Consider the following 22,379-nt stretch of genomic DNA (forward strand, 5'->3'; position numbering starts at 1 on the left):
GTGTTGAGGTCGATCACGCCAGCCACCCCGCCTGCACTGCCAGGAACGCCGCCACCACGAGCACCGCGCCGGTGAGGATGGAGGTCGCGTACGACCGGACGAAGCCGGTCTGCAGCCGCCGGAGCCGGCCGGAGCCACCGCCGACCGCCGCGGCGAGGCCGTTGACCAGCCCGTCGACGCCCCGGTTGTCGAGGAAGACGAGCGCCCGGGTGAGGAAGATGCCCGGCTTCTCGAAGACCGCCTCGTTGAAGGCGTCGGTGTAGAGGTTGCGCCGGGCGGCGGTGACCAGCACCCCGGCCGGCTGCGGCGCGGTGGCCGTGCCGTTGCGGAACAGCGCCCAGGCCAGCCCGGCGCCGAGCACGGTGACCACCAGCGACAGCACGGTGAGCAGCCAGTGCGGGAGGACCGACGCGTGCGCCGCCTCCTCGACGTTCAGGCCGGCGGTGGCGGTCAGCCAGTCCGGGACCGAGGTGGCGAGCAGGAAGCCGGCTCCGACCGAGCCGATCGCCAGCAGGATCAGCGGGATGGTCATCAGCTTCGGCGACTCGTGCGGGTGCTCGATCTCCTCGGTCCACCGCTTCGGGCCGTGGAAGGTGAGCACGAAGAGCCGGGTCATGTAGAAGGCGGTGAGCCCGGCGCCGAGCAGCGCGGCCCCGCCGAAGAGCCAGGCCGTCCAGCCCTCCCGCTCGAAGGCGGCCACGATGATCGGCTCCTTGGAGAAGAAGCCGGAGAACGGGAACATGCCGATGATGGCGAGCCAGCCCATCATGAAGGTGATCCAGGTGACCTTCATGTACTTCGACAGCCCGCCGAAGCGGCGGATGTCGACCTGGTCGTTCATGCCGTGCATGACCGAGCCGGCGCCGAGGAACATGTTGGCCTTGAAGAACCCGTGCGCCAACAGGTGCACGATGGCCAGCGCGTACGCCGCGCCGCCCAGGCCGACGCCGAGGAACATGTAGCCGATCTGGCTCACCGTCGACCAGGCCAGCACCCGCTTGATGTCGTCCTTGGCGGCGCCGATGACGCAGCCCATGAGCAGGGTCAGCGCGCCGACGCTCACCACGACGAGCTGGAGCGTGGCGTTGGCCGAGAAGATCGGGTTGGACCGGGCGATCAGGTAGACGCCCGCGGTGACCATGGTCGCGGCGTGGATGAGCGCCGACACCGGGGTCGGGCCCTCCATCGCGTCCGGCAGCCAGGCCTGGAGCGGGAACTGGCCGGACTTGCCGGCCGCACCGAGCAGCAGCAGCAGGCCCAGCACCAGCACGGTGCCGGCCTGGAGCGCGCCGACACCGTTGAAGACCTCGTCGTACTGGGTGGTGCCGAGGGTGGCGAACATGATGAAGATGCCGATCGCCAGGCCCGCGTCGCCGACCCGGTTCATCAGGAACGCCTTCTTGCCGGCGGTGGCCGCGCTCGGCCGCCCGTACCAGAAGGAGATCAGCAGGTACGAGGCCAGACCGACGCCCTCCCAGCCGAAGTAGAGCATCACGTAGTTGTTGCCGAGCACCAGCAGCAGCATCGCGGCGACGAAGAGGTTGAAGTACGCGAAGAACCGTCGCCGGCCCTCGTCGTGCGCCATGTACTCGACCGCGTAGAGGTGGATCAGGAAGCCCACCCCGGTGATCAGCAGGACGAAGACCGCGGCCAGCGGGTCGAAGAGCAGACCGAAGTCCACCTTCAGGCCGCCGACCGCGATGAAGTCCCAGAGGCTCAGCTCGACGGACTTGTTCTCCAAGCCGCGGAGCTGGAAGAAGGAGCCGAGGCCGAGCACGAACGCGGCGCCGATGGCGGCCACGCCCAGCCAGTGCCCCCAGCGGTCGGCCCGCCGGCCGAGCAGCAGCAGGACCGCCGCACTGACCAGCGGGATCGCCACCAGCAGCCAGACGGCGCTCAGCAGCCCACCCGCCGTCGCGTAGGCGACGGTTCCCACCGGCTCAGCCGGTGCGTTCGTCAGAATCTCTCCCACCGCAGGACCCCTCAGTACTTCAGCAGGTTGGCGTCGTCGACGCTCGCGGAGCGCCGGGTCCGGAAGATCGACATGATGATCGCGAGCCCGACCACGACCTCGGCCGCGGCCACCACCATCACGAAGAACGCCATGATCTGGCCGTTGAGGTCACCGTTGATCCGGCTGAAGGTGACCAGCGTCAGGTTGGCCGCGTTGAGCATCAGCTCGACGCACATGAACAGCACGATCGCGTTGCGCCGCACGAGCACGCCGACCGCACCGATGGTGAAGAGCACCGCGGCGAGGATCAGGTAGTAGTCGGGCGTCATGCCTGAGCCAGCCTTTCGTTCGCGACTGCGGGGCTCCGCTCCGCTGCACTCCTCGCGCTCACCGGTCCGTCCCCTTCAACGTGGTCTCCTCATGGGTCAGCTCCCGCTGGGGAAGGATCGCCGGGGTGCTGCGGTCGGTCAGCCGGCCGTCGGGCAGGCGGGCCGGGGTGGCGACCGAGGAGGAGGTGGCGAAGACGCCCGGGCCGGGCTTCGGGCCGGGGTAGTTGCCGGGGCGGAACCGGGCCTTCATGGTGGCGACCTGGTCCATCCGGTCCTCCTTGCGCCGCTCCACGTGCGCCAGCACCATCGCGCCGACGGCCGCGGTGATCAGCAGCGCGGAGGTCAGCTCGAAGGCGAAGACGTACTTGGTGAAGAGCAGTCGGGCGATGCCCTGCACGTTCCCCTCGGCGTTGGCCTGCTCCAGGCCCACCGCGGTGGTCCCGTCGAGCGCCCGGCGCAGGCCGGTGGCGACCAGGCCGGCGAAGCCGAGCCCGAGGACGACCGCGGCGACCCGCTGGCCGCGCAGCGTCTCGATCAGGGAGTCCGAGGCGTCCCGACCGACCAGCATCAGCACGAAGAGGAAGAGCATCATGATCGCGCCGGTGTAGACGATGATCTGCACCATGCCGATGAACGGGCCGGCCTGGAGGACGTAGAACACGCCCAGGCAGAGCATGGTCAGCACCAGCCAGAGCGCCGAGTGCACGGCGTTGCGGGCCCAGACCATGCCGATCGCGCCGATCAGCGCCAGCGGGGCGAGGATCCAGAAGGTGACCTCCTCACCCCCGGACACCTGGCCCGCCGCGGCGAGCACCGTCTGCGTGGTCATGCTCCGTCTCCCTTGCCCGCCGCGGATCCCGCGCCGGCCCGCTGGGCCGCCTGCTCGGCGCCGGGGAAGGTCACCCCGGGGTGCTCCTCCACCTGGTAGCGGCCCGGGTTGTTGACCGAGCGCTCGGCGCCGGCCGAGGTGCCCGGGTTGTCGAGCGCGCCGACGTAGTAGTCCTTCTCGCTGTCGCCCAGGCGCATCGGGTGCGGCGGCTGCTCCATCCCCGGCAGCAGCGGCGCGAGCAGCTGCTCCTTCGTGAAGATCAGGTCCTGCCGGTTGTCCCGGGCCAGCTCGTACTCGTTGCTCATGGTCAGCGAACGGGTCGGGCAGGCCTCGATGCAGAGCCCGCAGAAGATGCACCGGGCGTAGTTGATCTGGTAGACGCTGGCGTACCGCTCACCCGGCGAGAAGCGCTGCTCGTCGGTGTTGTCGCCGCCCTCGACGTAGATGGCGTCCGCCGGGCAGGCCCAGGCGCACAGCTCGCAGCCGATGCACTTCTCCAGGCCGTCCGGGTGCCGGTTGAGGATGTGCCGCCCGTGGTAGCGCGGCGCCGAGACCGGCGGCTTGAACGGGTAGTCGGTCGTGACGACCTTCCTGAACATGTGCGAGAAGGTGACACCGAATCCCTTGAACGTTCCGGTGATCGCGCCCACGTCACACCTCCCTGGAGTCCGAGCCGGCAGCGATGTTGGCCGGCTCCCGCTCGGCGACCACGCGCTTGGTGCGCGGGCTCGGTGGCACCTGAAGATCCATCGGCGGCAGCGGGAAGCTGCCGTGCGGCCGGCTGTCGGCCTGTTCCTGGAGGCTCGGCTTCGGCTGCGGCTTGCGGCTCGGCCAGAACAGCGTGGCGATCAGCAGGAGGCCGGCGGGGATGCCGACGGCGACCAGCTTGTCGGTGCGCTCCCAGTCCTCGATCGAGCGCAGGCCGGCGAGGACCAGGATCCAGACCAGGTTGATCGGGAGCAGGACCTTCCAGCCGAAGCGCATGAACTGGTCGTAGCGCAGCCGGGGCAGGGTGCCCCGCAGCCAGACGAAGACGAAGACCAGGATCAGCACCTTGCCGAAGAACCAGAGCAACGGCCACCAGCCGGAGTTGGCGCCGGCCCAGAAGGTGGTGATCGGGGCCGGGGCCCGCCAGCCGCCGAGGAAGAGCGTCGTGGTGACCGCGGACATGGTCACCATCGAGACGTACTCGGAGAGCATGAAGAGCGCGAACTTCAGCGAGCTGTACTCGGTCATGAAGCCGGCCACCAGCTCCGACTCCGCCTCGGGCAGGTCGAACGGCGCCCGGTTGGTCTCGCCGACGGTGGAGATGAAGAAGATGATGAAGCTGGGCAGCAGCAGGACCGCGTACCAGCCGGGGGCGGTGATCTGGCTGCCGAAGAAGTCCAGCTTGGTGCCGTCCGCCTGGGCGGCGACGATCCCGCTGGTGGACATCGTGCCGGCGGTCATGAAGACGGCCACGATGCTCAGGCCCATCGCGACCTCGTACGAGATCATCTGGGCGCTGGAGCGCAGGCCGCCGAGGAGCGGGTACGTCGAGCCGGAGGCCCAGCCGCCCAGCACGATGCCGTAGATGCCCATCGAGGAGCAGGCCAGCAGTACCAGCACCGCCACCGGCACGTCGGTGACCTGCAGCGGCGTCTGGTGGCCGAAGATGCTCACCATCGGCCCGAACGGCACCACCGACAGGGCGGTGACCGCGCAGATGACCGAGATGGTCGGCGCGAAGAAGTAGACGACCTTGTCCGCGGCCCGCGGCAGGATGTCCTCCTTGAAGGCCATCTTCAGGCCGTCGGCGAGGGTCTGCAGCAGACCGAACGGGCCGACCTGGTTGGGGCCGGGCCGGACCTGCATGTAGCCGACGACCCGCCGCTCGAACCAGACGCCGAGCAGCGTGGCGAGCAGGCCGAAGACGAACGCGAAGACGATCTTGCCGAGGACCAGCCACCACGGGTCCCGGCCGAAGTCGGCCAGCGTCGGGTCCTGCGCCAGGTAGAGCGCGCTCACTGGTTACCCCCAGCGTTGAGGAGCGGACCCGGCCGGCCGGCCTCGTCGGCCGCGACCCGACCGGCCGGGACGGCCGTGCCGGTGGCGGGGACGGAGATCCGTACGACCGCGCCGGACGTCGCGCCGAGGCTGCGCCGGACGGTCGAGCCGGGTGAATTGGTCGGCAGCCAGACGACACCGTCCGGCATCTCGGTGATCGCCGCGGGCAGGGTGACCGCGCCGCGGTCGGTGCCCACCGTGACCGGGTCGCCGTCGGCGACCCCGATCGCCTCGGCGGTGCCCTTGCCCAGCCGGACCACCGGCGGGCGGGCGGTGCCGGCGAGGTGCTCGTCGCCGTCGGTGAGGCTGCCCAGGTCGATCAGCTGGTGCCAGGTGGCCAGCACGGCCTCGCCGGGCCCGGGCTGTCGGACGGCGGCCGGCTCGACCGTCGGGACGGCCGGTCGGTCCACCCGGGTCGGCGGCAGCCCACCCAGCTCCCGGCGGATGCTGGTCACGTCACCGGTGCCGAGCCGGACGTCGAGCTGCGCGGCGAGCGCGTCCAGCACCCGGCCGTCGGTCATCGCGGCGGTCTTGAGCACCGCCTCGAAGGGGCGCAGCCGGCCCTCCCAGTCCAGGAAGCTGCCGGCCTTCTCGACCACCGGGGCGACCGGGAGGACCACGTCCGCCCGGCGGGCCACCGCCGAGTTGCGCAACTCCAGGCTGACCAGGAACGGCACCGCGTCCAGGGCCGCCTCGGCCAGCCGCGGGTCGGCCAGGTCCGCCGGGTCCACGCCGGCCACCACCAGGGCGCCGAGCTGGCCGTTCGCAGCCGCGGCGAGGATCTGGTCGGTGTCCCGGCCGGCCTGGCTGGGGATCACCCCGGCCGGGATGTCCCAGGTCTCGCCGAGCTCGGCGCGGGCGGCCGGCTCGGTGACCGGGCGTCCGCCGGGCAGCAGGTTCGGCAGGCAGCCGGTGTCGACCGCGCCCCGGTCACCCGCGCGCCGCGGCACCCAGGCCAGCTTCGCGCCGGTACGCCGGGCGACGGCCGCGGCGGCGGAGAGCGCGCCCGGCACGCTGGCCAGCCGCTCGCCGACGAAGAGGATCGCCCCCTCGGCGCCGAGCGCCTCGGCCACCGTGTCGTGCTCGGCGAGCACGCTCGCCTCCTCGCCCGGCACCACCCGGGCCAGCTTGGCCCCGAGCTTCTCCAGGCCGCGGGTGGCGAACGGCGCGATCGCGTAGACCGTCAGCTTCTTCTTCAGGTACGCCTTGCGCAGCCGCAGGAAGAGGATCGGGCACTCCTCCTCCGGCTCCAGGCCGACCAGCACCACCGAGGACGCCTTCTCGACGTCCGCGTAGGTCACGTCGGTGATCCCGGCGACCGTGGCGGCCAGGAAGTCGGCCTCCTCGCGGGAGACCGGCCGGGCCCGAAAGTCGATGTCGTTGGTCTGCAGGGCGACCCGGGCGAACTTCGAGTACGCGTAGGCGTCCTCGACGGTCAGCCGGCCACCGGTCAGCACCGCGGTGCCCCGGCCGCCGTCCCGGGCGGCGCGCAGCCCTTCGGCGGCGCGGGTCAGCGCCTCGCTCCAGGACGCCTCGCGCAGCTCACCGGTGCGCTCGTCGCGGACCAGCGGAGTGCTGAGCCGGTCGAAGGCGCGGGTGTACTGGAAGCCCCACCGCCCCTTGTCGCAGTTCCACTCCTCGTTGACCGCCGGGTCGTCGCCGGCCAGCCGGCGCAGCACCTTGCCCCGCCGCCAGTCGGTGCGCTGGGCGCAGCCGGCCGAGCAGTGCTCGCAGACGCTCGGGCTGGAGACCAGGTCGAACGGGCGGGCGCGGAACCGGTACTGCGCGCCGGTGAGCGCGCCCACCGGGCAGATCTGCACGGTGTTGCCGGAGAAGTAGGAGTTGAACGGCACGTCGCCCGCGTCGCCCTCCTCGCCGTACTCCTCGTCCCGGTAGATGTTGATCTCCTCGGCGGAGGAGCGGCCCATCAGGTCGATGAACTTGTCGCCGGCGATCTCCTCGGAGAACCGGGTGCAGCGCTGGCAGAGCACGCAGCGCTCCCGGTCGAGCAGCACCTGGGTGCTGATCGGCAGCGGCTTGGGGTACTCCCGCTTGTGCTCGTGGAAGCGGGAGTCCGTCCGGCCGGTGGACATCGCCTGGTTCTGCAGCGGGCACTCGCCACCCTTGTCGCACATCGGGCAGTCGAGCGGGTGGTTGAGCAGCAGCAGCTCCATGACCCCCTCCTGCGCCTTCTTGGCGACCGGCGAGGTGAGCTGGGTCCGTACCACCATGCCGTCGGCGACGGTCTGGGTGCAGGAGGCGACCGGCTTGCGCTGGCCCTCCACCTCCACCAGGCACTGCCGGCAGGCGCCGGCCGGGGCCAGCAGCGGGTGGTCGCAGAAGCGCGGGATCTCGGTGCCCAGCTGCTCGGCGACCCGGATCAGCAGCGCGCCCTTCGGGGCGGTGACCTCGACGCCGTCGATGGTGAGCGTGACGGTTTCCGGGGCCTTGACGACATCGGTCATTAGTGGGCTCCCACCAACTGCTTGTCCGACAGCTTCGGCGCGGTACGTCCCTCGATGTAGTCGAGGTAGTCCTGCTTGAAGTACTTCAGCGACGAGGTCACCGAGCTGGTCGCACCGTCACCCAGGCCGCAGAACGAGCGGCCGAGGATGTTGTCGCAGGTGTCGAGCAGGGTGTCCAGGTCCTCGTGGGTGCCCTGGCCGGCGAGGATCCGCCGGTAGACCCGCACCATCCAGTAGTTGCCCTCGCGGCACGGGGTGCACTTGCCGCACGACTCGTGGTGGTAGAACTCCAGCCACCGGTAGGTCGCGTAGACCGGGCAGTCCTGGTCGGAGAAGATCTGGGTGGCCGTGGTGCCGAGGATCGACCCGGCCGCCGCCACCCCCTCGAAGTCCAGCGGAACGTCCAGGTGCTCGGCGGTGAGCAGCGGCGTCGACGAACCGCCCGGGGTCCAGAACTTGAGGTTGTGCCCGGGCTGCATCCCGCCGGCCAGCTCGATCAGCTCGCGCAGGGTGATCCCCATCGAGCACTCGAACTGGCCCGGGTTGGCGATCCGGCCGGAGAGCGAGTAGATCATCGGCCCGGAGGACTTCTCCGTGCCCATGGTCTTCCACCAGTCCGCGCCGCCCAGCACGATGTACGGGACGCTGGCGATGGTGCCGACGTTGTTGACCACCGTCGGGCTGGCGTACAGGCCGTGGGTCGCCGGGAACGGCGGGCGCAGCCGGGGCTGGCCCCGGAAGCCCTCCAGCGAGTCCAGCAGCGCGGTCTCCTCGCCGCAGATGTACGCCCCGGCCCCGGAGTGCACCACCAGGTCCAGGTCGAACTTCGAGCCGAGGATGTTCCGGCCGAGGTAGCCCTTGGCGTACGCCTCCTGGACGGCGTTGCGCAGCCGCCGCGCGGCGTGCACCGCCTCGCCCCGGATGTAGATGTAGGCGCGGTTGGCCCGGATCGCGTACGACGCGATGATCACGCCCTCGACCAGCGAGTGCGGGTCGTGGGTCATCAGCGGCAGGTCCTTGCAGGTGCCCGGCTCGCCCTCGTCGGCGTTGACCACGAGGTAGTGCGGCTTGCCGTCACCCTGCGGGATGAACCCCCACTTGAGACCGGTGGGGAAGCCGGCGCCGCCACGACCGCGCAGCCCGGAATCCTTGATCAGCTGGATCAGGTCGTCCGGGTGCGCCCGGAGCGCCTTGCGCAGCCCGGCGTAGCCGTCGAGCCGCTCGTAGGTGCCGATCCGCCAGGCGTCCGGCGAGAGCCAGCGCTTGGTGAGCACCGGGGTGAGCTTGGCCAGGGTCTCCGGCCGGGGAGTGGTCACTTCTGGGCCCCCGTCTCGCTGGCGACGGCGGGGCTCGCGCCACCGGCGTCCGCCGACGCTTCGTTGAGGTTGCGCTCCTGCGCGCCGGTGGAGTCACCGGCGGGCTTGCCGTCGCCGGCCGGCTCGTTGGCCGCCGCGCCGGCGGCCTCCGCCTCCCGCGCGTCGCGCGGCGCCGGCGGCGCGGTGTCCGACGGGAGCTTGGTGCCCGGGGCGTCCGGCACGGCGGTGGCCGCGTCGGGCTGCCGGGTCTCGGCGGTACGCACCTGCGGCGACTTGTCGTCCGGCGCCTTCACGTCCGGCGCGGTGCTGCCGGTGGCCTGCTCCGGCTTCGCCGGCTCGCCGGCTCCGGCCCTGCCGGCCGTAGCGTTCGGGGCCGACGCGCCGTCGCCGCCCTTCGCGGCGACCGCGGCCGGAGCCGGCTTCGCGGCCTCGGTCTTCGCCTTCGCCTCGGCGGCGGCCAGGTCGGCCTCCGCCTTGCTGCGGATCGGCGTGTTCGGGTCGAAGCCGGGCACCGAGATGCCGTGCTGCTCCGCCAGCCGCAGGCCGCGCAGGGTCGGCTCGCCCGGTCCGCCGTCGGCGACCGCGCCCTCGCGCGGGTCGGCGAAGCCGGCGAGCTGGACCGCCATCTCCTTGAGCGTGCAGAGCCGGGCGCCCCGGGTCGGCATCGGCCGGCCGCCGGCGCGCAGCTCGTCGACGACCCCGACCGCGGCCTGCGGGTCGACGCGGTCGAAGAAGTCGTAGTTGACGGTCATCACCGGGCCGTAGTCGCACGCCGCCAGGCACTCGGCGTGCTCCAGGGTGATGGTCCCGTCGGCGGTGGTCTCGTCGTGCCCGACGCCGAGGTGCTCGGCGAGGGTGTCGTAGACCTCCTGGCCACCGAGCACGTTGCACATGGTGTTGGTGCAGACGCTGACCAGGAAGTCACCGGTCGGCTTGCGCTTGTACATGGTGTAGAAGGTGGCGACCGCGCCGACCTGGGCCTTGTTGAGCCCCAGCACCTCGGCGCAGAACTCGACACCGGCCGGGGAGACGTAGCCCTCCTCGGCCTGCACCAGGTGCAGCAGCGGCAGCAGCGCCGAGCGGGACCGGTCGGCCGGGTACCGGGCGATGATCTCCCGCGCCCGCTCCCGGGTCTGCTCAGTGAAAACACTCATCAGCGTCGCCTTCCGTTCGCGACTGCAGCAGCTTCTACCCGCGACTGCGGGGCTCGCTCCGCTCGCTCCTCGCGCGGGCGGCTGGGGCTCGCAAGCTCACTCCTCGCGCTCACCTGTCACACCCACCCATCACGGGGTCCAGCGAGGCGCCGCCGGCGATCACGTCGGCGATCAGGCCGCCCTCGGCCATCGCCGGGAGGGCCTGGAGGTTGACGAAGCTCGGCTCCCGGTAGTGCACCCGGTAGGGGCGGGTGCCGCCGTCGGAGACCGCGTGCACGCCCAGCTCGCCGCGGGGCGACTCGATGGCGACGTACACCTGGCCCGGCGGGACCCGGAAGCCCTCGGTGACGAGCTTGAAGTGGTGGATCAGCGACTCCATCGACTGACCCATGATCTTGGCGACGTGCTCCAGCGAGTTGCCCATGCCGTCCACGCCGATGGCCAGCTGCGCCGGCCAGGCGATCTTGCGGTCGGCGACCATCACCGGGCCCGGCTTCAGCCGGTCCAGCGCCTGCTCGACCAGCTTGAGCGACTCCCGGATCTCGGCGAGCCGGACCTGGTAGCGGCCCCAGACGTCCCCGGCCGGGTGGGTCGGCACGTCGAACTCGTAGGTCTCGTAGCCGCAGTACGGCATGGTCTTGCGCAGGTCCCAGGCGAGCCCCGCGGAGCGGAGCACCGGACCGGTCACGCCGAGCGCGAGGCACGCGGTCACGTCGAGCACCGCCACGTTCGTCGTCCGCTCGACCCAGATCGGCTGGCCGGAGAGGAGGTCCTCGTACTCCTTGAGCTTCTTCGGCATCATCTTGAGGAAGTCGCGGATCTTGCCGATCGCCTCGTCCGGCACGTCCTGCGCCACACCGCCGGGCCGGATGTACGCGTGGTTCATCCGCAGGCCGGTGATGGTCTCGAAGATGTCGAGGATGTACTCCCGCTCCCGGAAGCCGTACAGCATGATCGAGATGGCGCCCAGCTCCATGCCGGTGGTGGCCAGCCAGACCAGGTGCGAGGAGATCCGGTTCAGCTCCATCATCAGCACGCGGATGGTGTTCGCCCGCTCGGTCACCTCGTCGGTGATGCCGAGCAGCTTCTCCACCGCCAGCGCGTACGCCGTCTCGTTGAACAGCGGCGAGAGGTAGTCCATCCGGGTCACGAAGGTCGAACCCTGGACCCAGTTGCGGTACTCGAGGTTCTTCTCGATGCCGGTGTGCAGGTAGCCGACGACCGAGCGGGCCTCCCGGACCGTCTCGCCCTCCAGCTCCAGGATCAACCGGAGCACGCCGTGCGTGGACGGGTGCTGCGGACCCATGTTGACGACGATCCGCTCGTCGTTGATCGGGTCGGTGCCGGAGACGACCTCGTCCCAGTCCCCACCGGTGACGGTGAAGACCTTCCCCTCGGTGGTCTCACGCTCGGTCGCGTAGTTCGACGTGGTCACTTCAGCCCTCCGATCGGGACTGCGGGGCTCGCAAGCTCACTCCTCGCACCGATCACTGGTACGACCTCCTGCGATCCGGCGGGGGGATCTCCGCGCCCTTGTACTCGACGGGGACGCCGCCGAGCGGGTAGTCCTTGCGCTGCGGGTGCCCCTCCCAGTCGTCCGGCATGAGGATCCGGGTCAGGTTGGGGTGGCCGTCGAAGACGATGCCGAACATGTCGTACGCCTCCCGCTCCTGCCAGTCGGCGGTCGGGTAGACGGTGGTGACGCTCGGCAGGTGCGGGTGCTCGGCGGGGACCGCGGCCTCCAGCCGGACCCGACGCCGGTAGGTCATCGAGGTGAGCTGGTAGACGACGTGCAGCCGCCGCTCGTCGGCGCCCAGGTAGTCCACACCGGAGACCGAGGAGCAGAGCTCGAAGCGGAGCGCGAGGTCGTCCCGCATCACCTGGCAGACCTCGGCGATCCGCTCCGGCCGGACGTGCAGGGTCAGCTCGCCCCGGTCGACCACGACCTTCTCGATCGCCTCGCCGAAGCCCGGGTACGCCTCCTCCAGCGCGTCCCGCACCTCGTCGAAGTAGCTGCCGTACGGGCGCGGGGTCTCCTCGACCGGCCGGCGCTGGCGGACCAGGCCGCCGAAGCCGGAGACGTCGCCGGAGCCCTGGATGCCGAACATGCCACGCCCGGCGGGGCTGGACGGCGGGTACTCGGCCGGGGCGGTGCTGCTGGCCCCGGCCGGGGTCACCGGTACCGGCACCCCGCCGTCGTCGTTCCTGTCGTTCGGTGCCGTCATTTCGGGCCCCCGTGTGCGTGGAGGTGGTTCTGGGCGTTCATCCAGTTCTCGATCCGCAACTGCTCCTCGCGCCCCTCGCGGACCGCCTTCGTCCACTCGGCACGCCGGGCCTTGTCGTTGCGGTACGACGACGGCATCGAGCCGTACGGCACCACGGGAACGTCACCGCGCTCGGTGCGGGCCTGGAGCATCTTGCGGCCGTTCGCGCCCAGCGGCTCGTACATGATCTTCTCGCGGAGCTTGAGGATCGCGTCGATGAGCATCTCGGGCCGAGGCGGGCAGCCGGGGAGGTACATGTCCACCGGGACCACGTGGTCGACGCCCTGGACAATCGCGTAGTTGTTGAACATGCCGCCGCTGCTGGCGCAGACGCCCATGGAGAGCACCCAGCGGGGCTCCGCCATCTGGTCGTAGATCTGGCGCAGCACCGGGGCCATCTTCTGGCTGACCCGGCCGGCGACGATCATCAGGTCGGCCTGGCGCGGCGAGGCCCGGAAGACCTCCATGCCCCAGCGGCCCATGTCGTAGTGCGGACCACCGGCGGCCATCATCTCGATGGCGCAGCAGGCCAGGCCGAAGGTGGCGCCCCAGACGGACGACTTCCGCGACCAGTTGACCAGCTTCTCCACGGAGGTGAGCAGGACGCCGGCGGGGAGCTTCTCCTCGATGCCCATCTGACGTACCTCCCTCAGTCCCAGTCCAGGCCGCCGCGCCGCCACACGTAGGCGTACGCGACGAAGACCGCGACGATGAACAGGACCATCTCCACGAAGCCGAAGATCGGCAGGGCGTCGAAGGAGACCGCCCAGGGGTAGAGGAAGATGATCTCGATGTCGAAGACGATGAAGAGCATCGCCGTCAGGTAGAACTTGATCGGGAACCGCCCGCCGCCCACCGGCTGCGGGCTCGGCTCGATGCCGCACTCGTACGCCTCGAGCTTGGCCTTGTTGAAGCGCCGGGGACCGGCGAAGCGGGCGGCGGCCACGGAGAACAGCGCGAACCCCGCGGCGAGGGCGAACAGCCCGATGATCGGTGCGTAAGGCGAGAGCGACATCTTTTCTCCTGCTCGTCCTTCCCCTGCCCCTGGTGCTTGACGAAAATCACACTATTCACGTCCCTCGTGACGTCCGTCAGCGGGGGTCGATCTTTGTCCTCGCCCGGGGCCGTCGTTGGCCCCGGGCGCGGTGGTCTAGACGGCGGGCGCCGCCTTGGTCATGGCGTTGATGACCCGGTCCATCGCGTCCCCGCCGCGCGGGTCGGTCAGGTTGGCCAGCAGCTTGAGCACGAAGCGCATCAAGGTCGGGTGCGGCATGCCGTGCCGGGTCGCCATCCGCATCACCTCGGGACGGCCGATCAGCTTGACGAAGATCCCGCCGAGTCGGTAGTAGCCGCCGAAGCGCGCCTTGAGCTCCTGCGGGTACGCCATCAGCGCCCGCTCCCGCTCGGGGCCGGCCGGCCGGGCGAGCGCCTGGACCGCGACCTCCGCGGCCAGCTCGCCGGACTCCATCGCGTACGCGATGCCCTCGCCGTTGAACGGGTTGACCATGCCGCCGGAGTCGCCGACCAGCAGGACCCCGCGGGTGTAGTGCGGGACCCGGTTGAAGCCCATCGGCAGCGCCGCGCCGAGGATCGGTCCCTCGGCGTTCGCCTCGTCGGTCATCCCCCAGTCCTCGGGGGTGTTGGCCAGCCAGTCGGTGAGCAGCCGTCGGTAGTTGGTCTTACCGAAGGCGGAGGACGAGTTGAGCACGCCCAGACCGACGTTGACCCGCCCGTCGCCGAGCCCGAAGATCCAGCCGTAGCCGGGGAGCAGGGCGTCGCTGTCCTTGCTGCGCAGCTCCAGCCAGGACTCCAGGTAGTTGTCGTCGTGCTTGGCCGGCGAGCGGTAGTAGCGCCGGACGGCCACCCCGATCGGGCGGTCCTCCCGCTTGGCCAGCCCGAGGGCGAGCGGGAAACGACCGGAGACGCCGTCCGCGGCGACGACCAGCGGGGCGTGGAAGGTGGCCGGCTCCTTCTCCGGGCCGACCTCGGCCTGCACGCCGATCACCCGGTCGTCGGCGTCGAGCACCGGACCCATGACGTTCACGCCGGTACGCAGCTTCGCCCCGGCGGAGACCGCGCGCTGGGCGAGCAGGTCGTCGAAGTCCAGCCGGGTGCGGACCAGCCCGTAGTTGGGGAAGCTGGCCAGGTCGGGCCAGTCCAGTTCGAGGCGTACCCCGCCGCCGATCACCCGCAGTCCCTTGTTCTGCAGCCAGCCGGCCTCGGGCGAGGTGTCCACGCCCATCCGGATCAGCTGGCGCACGGCCCGGGGGGTGAGCCCGTCCCCGCAGACCTTCTCCCGGGGGAACTCGGTCTTCTCCAGCAGCAGCACGCGCACGCCGTGCCGCGCCAGGTGGTACGCGGTCGCCGATCCTCCGGGACCGGCGCCCACGACGATCACGTCGGCGTCGTTCTCCACCGCGGTCATCTGCGCCTCCTCCCGCATGCTCGTGAAATGCTTCACAAGCCGATCGGGTTGGAGTCTATGACCGGCGTTACACCCGGGGGCGCTGAGGGGTACCTAACTCGCCGGAAACACGCCGGTCGGCGTCCACTTCGGCGTCAGCGACGGACCGGCCCGCCGGCGTCCAGGCCGGCATCGACCCGGATCGCCTCCGGCAGGTGCTCGCGCAGCGCCCCACCGGCGGCACGGTCCAGGGCGGCCAGCACCTCGGCGACCACCTGACGGACGTCGGCGGGATCCGCCCCGGCCAACTCCCGGAGCTGCGCGATGAGTTCGGCCGCGTCGTCGTCGAGGGTGGCGTCCGTCCGGTCTGGTCCCTTCATAGGACCGAGCCTACGGGGCAAAGTAGACTAATTGCGGACATTCACAAAAGAGCGCTGCCGGTTACCGGCAGCCCGGGGGGGCTCAGTCGCGGGTCGCCCGGTGCAGGGCGACCACCCCACCGCTCAGGTTGCGCCACGCCACCCGAGACCAACCCGCCGCGCCGATCCGCGCGGCCAGCGCCGCCTGGTCCGGCCAGGCCCGGATCGACTCGGCCAGGTAGACGTAGGCGTCGGGGTTGCTGGACACCCTCCGCGCCACGGCCGGCAGCGACCGCATCAGGTACGACAGGTAGACGGTGCGGAAGGCCGGGTTCACCGGGGTGCTGAACTCGCAGACCACCAGCCGGCCGCCGGGCCGGGTGACCCGGGCCAGCTCACGCAGGGCGGCCTCGGTGTCGTTGACGTTGCGCAGCGCGAAGGAGATCGTCACCGCGTCGAAGGCGCCGTCGGCGAAGGGCAGCCGCAGCGCGTCCCCGGCCAGCAGCGGCACCGCCGGCCGGCTGCGCTTGCCGGCGTGCAGCATCCCCAGCGACAGGTCGGCGCCGACCGCGTACGCCCCGGAGTGGGCCAGCTCCTCGGTCGAGACGCCGGTGCCCGCGCCCACGTCCAGCACCCGGTCGCCGGGGCGCAGGCCGAGCGCGGCCCGGGTCGCCCGCCGCCAGAACCGGTCCTGGCCGAAGGAGAGGACGGTGTTCGTCAGGTCGTAGCGGGCGGCCACGCCGTCGAACATCGCGGCGACCTCGTGCGGCTGCTTGTCCAGGTTGGCGCGCTGGCCCTGCGGGGTACGGCTCACCCCTCCACTCTGCCAGCCGGCTCCCGGCCGGCCGGCACCGGCCCGCTGTCGCGCGGACGCACGACGGGCGGGGTGGTCGCCCACCCCGCCCGTCGTGCGTTCGTACCGGTCAGTCCCCGGACTTCTCGTCCGTCGGGGCCACCAGGACGACCTTGCGCCGGCGGGAGAGCACCAGCAGCGCCCCGCCCGCGAGCAGGATGGCGGCGCCGATGCCGCCGATCAGCCCGACCTGGACACCGGTGACCGGAAGGCCGCCGTCGCCGCCACCGCCGCCGCCACCGTTGGACGGGGTAGCGGTCGGCTGGCCGGTCGGGGTGGGCTGCCCGGTCGGGGTGGCGGTCGGAGTCGGCGTCGGGCCGGTCGTCAGGTCGACGAAGACGTCGAACTGCGCGGTGTTGTCGACCTCGTCGGTCTCGGTGAAGGTCCGCCGCTGGGTGTCGGTGGCGACCCGGGGGGCCTCCTCCGGCTCACCCTCGGCGGCGTCGAGACCGGCGGCGAAGAGGAAGCCCGGGCGGAGCAGTGGCGTGGTGACCTCCGCGCCGACCTTCACCCGCACCTCCGAGGTGTAGAACTGGCCGGGCCGCAGCACCGCGCCCGAGTCCTCGCAGTACGCCTGGGCGAGCCCGCCCAGCTCCTGCTCGACGCAGCCCTCCGGCACCTCCACGAAGGTGACGCCGGCCGGCAGCGTGATCCCGTACGCCACGCCGGTGGCCCTGCGGCTGCCGTCGTTGTAGATGGCCCAGTCCAGCGGGGCGCTCTCGCCCGGCTTGACGCCCTTGAGGTCCGACTCACCGGCCTCGTCGCCGTCGACGGCGACGTCCGCGTACACGTCCTGCACCCAGCTGGTCAGGTCGTAGCCGGGCTTGGCGACGGTGACGTCGTGCTCGACGGTGTTGTCGTCGGAGTTCGGGTCGGCGGTGGCGGAGGTGATGGTGACGACGAGGGTGCCCGCGTCGCCGCGACCGCCGGTGGAGAAGAGCGGGATGCCGAAGTCCTCGGTGGTGCCGCCCGGCACGTCACCGAACTGGCAGGTGAAGACGGTGCCGTCGGCCTCGCACCCGTCCGGCACCACCACGCCGACCTTGCGGTCCTTGAGGCCCTTGGTCTCGACGGTGACCCGGACGTCCTTGGCGGCGACGGCGCCGCGGGTGTTGTCGATCTGGAACTTGAACGGCTTGGCCTTGGCCTCCTTGACGCCCTTGGCCAGCTCGTAGCTGAGCGGGACGAGATGGAGGTCGGCCTGGTCGGCGGCGTGCGCCGGCGCGGCCACGGTGCCCAGGCCGCCGGCGGCGAGCAGGGCGACGGCACCGGCACGGGCCAGGGCCGAGCGGTGGAACGGAGTCATCGATCCCCCGGGGGTTAGGGAAGGTGGGATGGTCGTTGCGAACCGAGCGGAAGGTATCGGAGATCGACGGCCGTGCGCCAGCGTCGACGACGGATGCCGGGCATCGGCGTCCGAACGGAGGATCACCGAGGGCGGGATGGTCACCCATCCCGCCCTCGGTGCGGTGCGTTATGTGAACGGCCCTCATGGACCGATGGAGGACGTGCCCCCGGGCTGCCGCTCTCCGCCGCCGACAACCCTGGGAGAAGCAGGTGCCGGCCGGACGTTAGCCGTCGCCGGCCGCGCCCCGCCATCCCTGCGCGCCGATCGTTTCCGAGCTGTGCCCCGGCCGCCACCAGGCGATTGTCCGGATCACCGCCCCTGCACCGGATCTCACCGGTCGGCCGCCACCCGAACGGCCGCCATGAATGCCGTTCCGGCCGCCGCGGGCACGACTTCCGGTTGGTCGCGCCAGGACGGAGCCGGGACGCGGCGCGGGGTGGGACGGCTGCCCGTCCCACCCCGCGTCCACCGGCCTCGTCGCGGCCGGTCGATCCACGCCCGCCCGTCAGGCGGTCGGCTTCTCGTCGCCGGGGGTCACCAGGACCACCCGCCGCCGTCGCGCCAGCACGAACATCGCGCCACCGGCGGCGAGCACCGCGGCACCGATGCCACCGACCAGGCCGGCCTGCGGACCGGTCACCGGCAGACCGCCTTCGCCACCGCCGCCACCGCCGGAACCGCCCCGGTCGCCCTTGGCCACGATCACGGCGTAGGGGTCGGTGTTGTCACTGGCATCGACGTCGGTCGCGTTGGCGGGCAGACCCTTGATGAACGAGGGCAGGCCGGCCTTCGCCGTGTACGGGGTGGTGTGCTCGGTGGCGATCGCGGCGGTCGCGACGACGCCGCCGGTCAGGGTGCCCGGCTTGACGTCCTTGCCCACCTTGATCGGGAAGCGGACGTCGATCGCGGAGTACCTGTCGTCCCGATCGTCGCGGTCGTCCTGCACCGCGTACAGCAGGACGTCTTCCCAGACGCAGCTGACCGAGCGCATCGCGGCGTCGTAGTCGCAGTCCTCGTACCTGGCGCCGAAGGTGACACCCTCGGGCAGCTTGATGGTGCTCTTGAGGCCGAGCGCGATCTGGTCGCCCTGGTTGGCCACCAGGTAGTGCAGTTCGGCCTGGTCGCCGGCGCGCAGGTCCTCGAGCGGGATCGCCTCGTCCTCGGTGACCTTGAGGCCGCGGGTCACGTCGTCGGCCTGGGTGACCAGGTCCGGGCCGTGCTCCTCGCTGAACTCGACGGTCGCCGCCCTGGAGTCGTTGTTGGTGTTGACATCTTCCGGCGCGACGATCGTGAGGGTCACCGGGGCGGCGTAGGTGCCTTCGAGATCGGGCGCCTTGAAGAGTACGACCGGGACGTCCACGGTCACGCCCGGGCCGGGCAGCGCCTCCGGCGGCAGTACGCAGGTCCAGCGCGTCGGCTTCAGCTCGCCCTCGAGGTCACAGTCCTCTTCGATCGGCAGCACGACGACCTTGTCGAAGTCCACCTTCGACACGTCGATGGCCACGGTGACCTTGCTCGGGGCGTGCTCGCCACGGTTGGTGATCCTGGCGAAGGCGGCCTTGCCCTTGGCGTCGGCGGCGACCTTGGTGCCGACGACGTCGAGCGAGAGGTCGGTCTCGACGGCCTCGGCGTACGCCGGGGCACCCAGCCCGGCGAACACACCGGAAGCCAGCAGCGCGGCGGCACCCAGCCGCGCCAGCGGTCGACTACTAATGATCATGAGTGGCTGCCCCCGGCAGAAGATCGGAAAGTACGCCGCCGCAGGTTAGCGGCCGTCGATGGCCGCAGCCACCCCGCGCGGAACCCGGCCGGGTGGCATCCCGCAGGGGAGGGTGCGGATTGCCCGGGTTGACCGTTCTTGTCACGGCCGCTGGGAGTTGACCGTCCACCGAACGGTCACCAGGACTGCCGGCAGGGCGGTGACGGCGCACCGTTCGGACGGCGGGCCCGGGGAGGAACACCGAGGGCGGGATGGTCACCCATCCCGCCCTCGGCGCGGTGCGTTATGTGAACGGCCCTCATGGGCCGATGGAGGACACCGTCAGGCGGTGGGCTTCTCGTCGGCAGGGGTGACGAGCAGGACCCGACGACGACGCGCCATCAGGAAGAGCGCGCCTCCCGCGGCGGCCGCGGCGATGCCGACGCCACCGATGAGCCCGGCCTGCGGACCGGTGACCGGCAGACCGCCGTCGCCACCACCGCCGCCGTTGGCCTTCGCGGCCACGATGACCGCGAAGTCGTCACTGTTGTCGCTCGGGTCCACGTCCTTCACGGCGCCGGCCGTCAGCTTGAGCACCGACGGGAGCTTCACGCCGCCCCGCGCGGCCTGCGCCCCGGCAGGCAGCTCGCCCAGCGCGGCCGCGGTCACCGTGCCGGGCTTGAGGGCGACCGGCGCCGGCGCGTCCGCCGCCACGGTGATCGGCATGAAGAGGTTGACATGGTCGCCGCCCTTCTGCAGCGCCAGGTCCTCGGCCTCGCAGGTCGTCGTCCGCTTGTCCGCGGTGTGCTCGCACCCCTCGAAGGAACCGGCGAAGGTGACGCCCTCCGGCAGGCGCACGGTCACCCGCACCCCGTCGGTGACCCGGTCCCCCTCGTTGCCGATGCTGCCGAGCAGCAGGGTCGTCTCCCCCGGCCGCAGCACCGGCGCGCCCTCGTGGTCCGGGTCGTACTCCGCCGGGTCGAGCCGCTGCCGCACGTCGGGGACGAAGACGCTGAGGTCGACGCCGCTCTCGTCGCTCAGCTCGACGGTGAAGGAGGCCGAGTTGTTGCTCGGGTCGGTGTCGTCCTCGGAGGAGACGGTCACCGCGACCGGGGCGCGGTACGGCAGCTCCACGTCCTCGGCCGCCTTGAACATGAACAACGGCACGTCCACCGTGCCACCCGGCTTCGGCACCTCCTCGTCCGGCAGGACGCAGGTCCAGAGGTCGAACTTCTCCTCGTCGACCTCGCAGAACTCCAGGCCGGGCAGGACCGCGAGCCGATCGAAGTCCACCTTGGAGGTGTCGGCCTTGATGGTCACGTTGGTCGGGGTGCCGGTGCCCTTGCTGGTGATCTTGGCGAAGGCGGCCTTGTACTCGGCGCCGGCGGCGACCTTGGTGCCGACGACGGCCTCGATGGCGAGGTCGGAGGCGGTGCCGGCGGCGTGGGCCGGGGCGCCGAGCGCGGTGAACGCGCCGGAGGCGAGCAGCGCCGCGGCACCGAGCCGCGCCAGCGGCCGGCTACGGAAAATCATCGGAGGTTCCCCCGTGGGAAGAGCGGGAAGTACGCCGGGCGCACGTTAGCGATCCCCGCCCGGCCCCGCCACCCCCCACGCCCGCCCGGCCGGCCGGCCCGGGATTCTCGCCCCGGCCGTGGAGTGCCCGAATTGACGGGCATCGAGTGGGTGGTGGTCACCACCGGGTCCACCGAAAGGTCGCCATCAATGTCGAGGCGGCGGCCGGTGCGGGCCCGTTCGGCCTGCCACGGCGGGCACGACCGCCGTCACCGCCGGTGGGCCGTCGATCCACGATGGCGTCCGGGACGGCCGCCGGAACGGGTGCGGGGTGGGACGGTCACCCGTCCCACCCCGCACTCACCGATCTCCGCCGGTCTCCACCGGCTGGTGCCTACCGCTGGATCAGGCGGTCGGCTTCTCGTCGCCCGGGGTCACCAGGACGACCCGGCGACGACGCGCCATCAGGAAGAGCGCGCCACCCGCGGCGGCCGCGGCGATGCCGACGCCACCGATCAGACCGGCCTGCGGGCCGGTGACCGGCAGACCGCCGCCACCGCCACCGCCGTCGGTCTTCTTGGCCACGATCACGGCGTAGCCGTCGCTGTTGTCGCTGGGGTCCACGTCGGCGGCCTGGAGGCCCTCGACGTTGGCCGGCAGCGCGACGGGCTTGCGCGCCTCGGCGGCGGTCGGCTGGTCACCGATCGGCTCGACGCTGACCATGCCACCCTTCAGGGCGCCCGGCTTCACGTCCTTCGCCACGTCGAACAGGTGGTAGAAGCCGTACGCCGAGTAGATCTTGTCGTCGTTGCTGTCGTCCTGGATCGCCGGGATGAGGCGGAAGTCCTCGTAGGTGCAGGTGAAGGTGAGCTTGTCCGCCGAGTACTCGCAGCCCTGCTCGGTCTCGGCCGGGGTCACGCCCTTGGGGAGCTTGACCGAGATCTTGAGGCCCGCGGATGCCATGTCACCCTGGTTGGCGACGAAGTAGGTCAGCGCCGACCGGCCGCCCGGGTGCAGGTCACCGGAGTAGGACGGGTTGCCGTCGACGATCTTGACGGCCTGCTTGACGTCCTCGGCGAGCACGTTCAGGTCCGGCCCGCTCTGGTCGGAGAACTCCAGGGTGGCGGACTTGGCGTTGTTCTCCGGGTTGGTGTCGTCCTTCGAGATCAGCTTGAAGGAGAGCGGCGCCTTGTAGGTGTTCTCTTCGTCGAACTTGAACACCACCAGCGGCAGGTCGGTGGTCTCGCCGGGCCCCGGCAGGCCCTTCTCGGTGGCGTAGCAGGTGAACGCCGTCGGCTTCTCCTCGGTGCCCTCCACCTCGCACTCGTCCTCGGTGAACGGTACGGCGATGACCTTGGAGAAGTCCACCTTGGAGACGTCGATCCGAACGGCCAGCTCGCTCGGGGTGTTCTTGCCGGTGTTGGTGATCTTGGCGAAGGCCAGCTTGCCCGGGGTGCCGGTGGCGACCCGGGTGCCGACCACATCGAGCGCCAGGTCGGTGGAGGTCTCCGCGGCGTGGGCCGGGGTGCCGAGGGCGGTGAACGCGCCGGAGGCGAGCAGCGCGGCAGCGCCGAACCGCGCCAGCGGTCGGTTACGGAAGATCATCAGAGGGTTCCCCCGAGGAAGTGTGGAAGGTACGCCGGCCGCACGTTAGCGGTCCACGATCACCTACGCCACCCCCTCCACCTGGCGTTTCCGACCTGCGCACCTAAGCGTCACTTAAGGAACGCCCGAATTGACGGGCATTGTGGGGGCTGAATGTCGCGCCGTTCCTCCGAACGGCCGATATGAATACCGACCCGGCCGATGAGCACCCGACGATCCGGTCGGTCACCGGGCGAACGGCC

The 22,379-nt window shown here is 71.2% G+C and carries 19 protein-coding genes; all 19 read right to left on the minus strand.

Annotated elements, in window-relative coordinates; genetic code table 11:
- Positions 1–13: 13 nt before the first annotated feature.
- Complete coding sequence (gene nuoL / locus AC5L3Z_RS22605; protein WP_494844831.1) at positions 14–1,972, minus strand: NADH-quinone oxidoreductase subunit L; 1,959 nt, start codon at positions 1,970–1,972, stop codon at positions 14–16.
- Positions 1,973–1,983: 11 nt separating this feature from the next.
- Positions 1,984–2,283, minus strand: a complete 300-nt coding sequence (gene nuoK / locus AC5L3Z_RS22610) for an NADH-quinone oxidoreductase subunit NuoK (protein WP_088959269.1) — start codon at positions 2,281–2,283, stop codon at positions 1,984–1,986.
- Between the two features lie 58 nt (positions 2,284–2,341).
- Positions 2,342–3,112 (minus strand): NADH-quinone oxidoreductase subunit J, encoded by a 771-nt coding sequence (locus AC5L3Z_RS22615; RefSeq protein ID WP_494844833.1) that lies wholly within the window; start codon positions 3,110–3,112, stop codon positions 2,342–2,344.
- Positions 3,109–3,762: an NADH-quinone oxidoreductase subunit NuoI gene (nuoI, locus tag AC5L3Z_RS22620; RefSeq protein WP_494844834.1), complete on the minus strand. Its 654-nt coding sequence runs from the start codon at positions 3,760–3,762 to the stop codon at positions 3,109–3,111. The genes AC5L3Z_RS22615 and nuoI overlap by 4 nt, the downstream gene beginning before the upstream one ends.
- 1 nt (position 3,763) lies before the next feature.
- Entirely contained in the window at positions 3,764–5,119 is a 1,356-nt protein-coding gene (gene nuoH / locus AC5L3Z_RS22625) for an NADH-quinone oxidoreductase subunit NuoH (RefSeq protein WP_494844836.1), read from the minus strand.
- Positions 5,116–7,623, minus strand: coding sequence for an NADH-quinone oxidoreductase subunit G (locus AC5L3Z_RS22630; RefSeq protein ID WP_494844837.1), 2,508 nt, complete (start codon positions 7,621–7,623; stop codon positions 5,116–5,118). Before AC5L3Z_RS22630 ends, nuoH begins: the two co-directional genes overlap by 4 nt.
- Positions 7,623–8,939: an NADH-quinone oxidoreductase subunit NuoF gene (nuoF, locus tag AC5L3Z_RS22635; protein ID WP_494844839.1), complete on the minus strand. Its 1,317-nt coding sequence runs from the start codon at positions 8,937–8,939 to the stop codon at positions 7,623–7,625. Before nuoF ends, AC5L3Z_RS22630 begins: the two co-directional genes overlap by 1 nt.
- On the minus strand, positions 8,936–10,093 hold the full coding sequence (nuoE, locus tag AC5L3Z_RS22640; RefSeq protein WP_494844841.1) for an NADH-quinone oxidoreductase subunit NuoE: 1,158 nt from the start codon (positions 10,091–10,093) through the stop codon (positions 8,936–8,938). The genes nuoF and nuoE overlap by 4 nt, the downstream gene beginning before the upstream one ends.
- 109 nt (positions 10,094–10,202) lie before the next feature.
- A complete protein-coding gene (locus AC5L3Z_RS22645; protein WP_494844842.1) occupies positions 10,203–11,528 on the minus strand; it encodes an NADH-quinone oxidoreductase subunit D in 1,326 nt (441 codons plus the stop codon).
- 52 nt (positions 11,529–11,580) lie between these two features.
- A complete protein-coding gene (locus tag AC5L3Z_RS22650) occupies positions 11,581–12,318 on the minus strand; it encodes an NADH-quinone oxidoreductase subunit C (RefSeq protein ID WP_494844844.1) in 738 nt (245 codons plus the stop codon).
- A complete protein-coding gene (locus tag AC5L3Z_RS22655) occupies positions 12,315–12,992 on the minus strand; it encodes a NuoB/complex I 20 kDa subunit family protein (protein WP_494844845.1) in 678 nt (225 codons plus the stop codon). The genes AC5L3Z_RS22650 and AC5L3Z_RS22655 overlap by 4 nt, the downstream gene beginning before the upstream one ends.
- Positions 12,993–13,006: 14 nt before the next feature.
- Positions 13,007–13,372: an NADH-quinone oxidoreductase subunit A gene (locus AC5L3Z_RS22660; protein ID WP_132391534.1), complete on the minus strand. Its 366-nt coding sequence runs from the start codon at positions 13,370–13,372 to the stop codon at positions 13,007–13,009.
- Between the two features lie 135 nt (positions 13,373–13,507).
- Positions 13,508–14,782 carry a geranylgeranyl reductase family protein gene (locus AC5L3Z_RS22665; RefSeq protein ID WP_494844846.1) on the minus strand — a complete coding sequence of 425 codons (1,275 nt, stop codon included), beginning with the start codon at positions 14,780–14,782 and terminating at the stop codon, positions 13,508–13,510.
- A gap of 134 nt (positions 14,783–14,916) precedes the next feature.
- Entirely contained in the window at positions 14,917–15,141 is a 225-nt protein-coding gene (locus AC5L3Z_RS22670; RefSeq protein WP_494844847.1) for a hypothetical protein, read from the minus strand.
- A gap of 82 nt (positions 15,142–15,223) precedes the next feature.
- The gene (locus tag AC5L3Z_RS22675) at positions 15,224–15,934 is read right to left on the minus strand and encodes a demethylmenaquinone methyltransferase (protein WP_494844849.1); all 711 of its coding nucleotides are present in this window, start codon (positions 15,932–15,934) and stop codon (positions 15,224–15,226) included.
- Between the two features lie 109 nt (positions 15,935–16,043).
- Complete coding sequence (locus tag AC5L3Z_RS22680; RefSeq protein WP_494844850.1) at positions 16,044–17,279, minus strand: cell wall anchor protein; 1,236 nt, start codon at positions 17,277–17,279, stop codon at positions 16,044–16,046.
- A gap of 547 nt (positions 17,280–17,826) precedes the next feature.
- Complete coding sequence (locus AC5L3Z_RS22685) at positions 17,827–19,041, minus strand: hypothetical protein (protein WP_494844851.1); 1,215 nt, start codon at positions 19,039–19,041, stop codon at positions 17,827–17,829.
- A gap of 321 nt (positions 19,042–19,362) precedes the next feature.
- Positions 19,363–20,553 (minus strand): hypothetical protein, encoded by a 1,191-nt coding sequence (locus tag AC5L3Z_RS22690; protein WP_494844853.1) that lies wholly within the window; start codon positions 20,551–20,553, stop codon positions 19,363–19,365.
- Positions 20,554–20,937: 384 nt separating this feature from the next.
- A complete protein-coding gene (locus AC5L3Z_RS22695) occupies positions 20,938–22,137 on the minus strand; it encodes an LPXTG cell wall anchor domain-containing protein (RefSeq protein ID WP_494844855.1) in 1,200 nt (399 codons plus the stop codon).
- Positions 22,138–22,379 lie beyond the last annotated feature (242 nt).

The organism is Micromonospora sp. LZ37 (assembly GCF_059359015.1).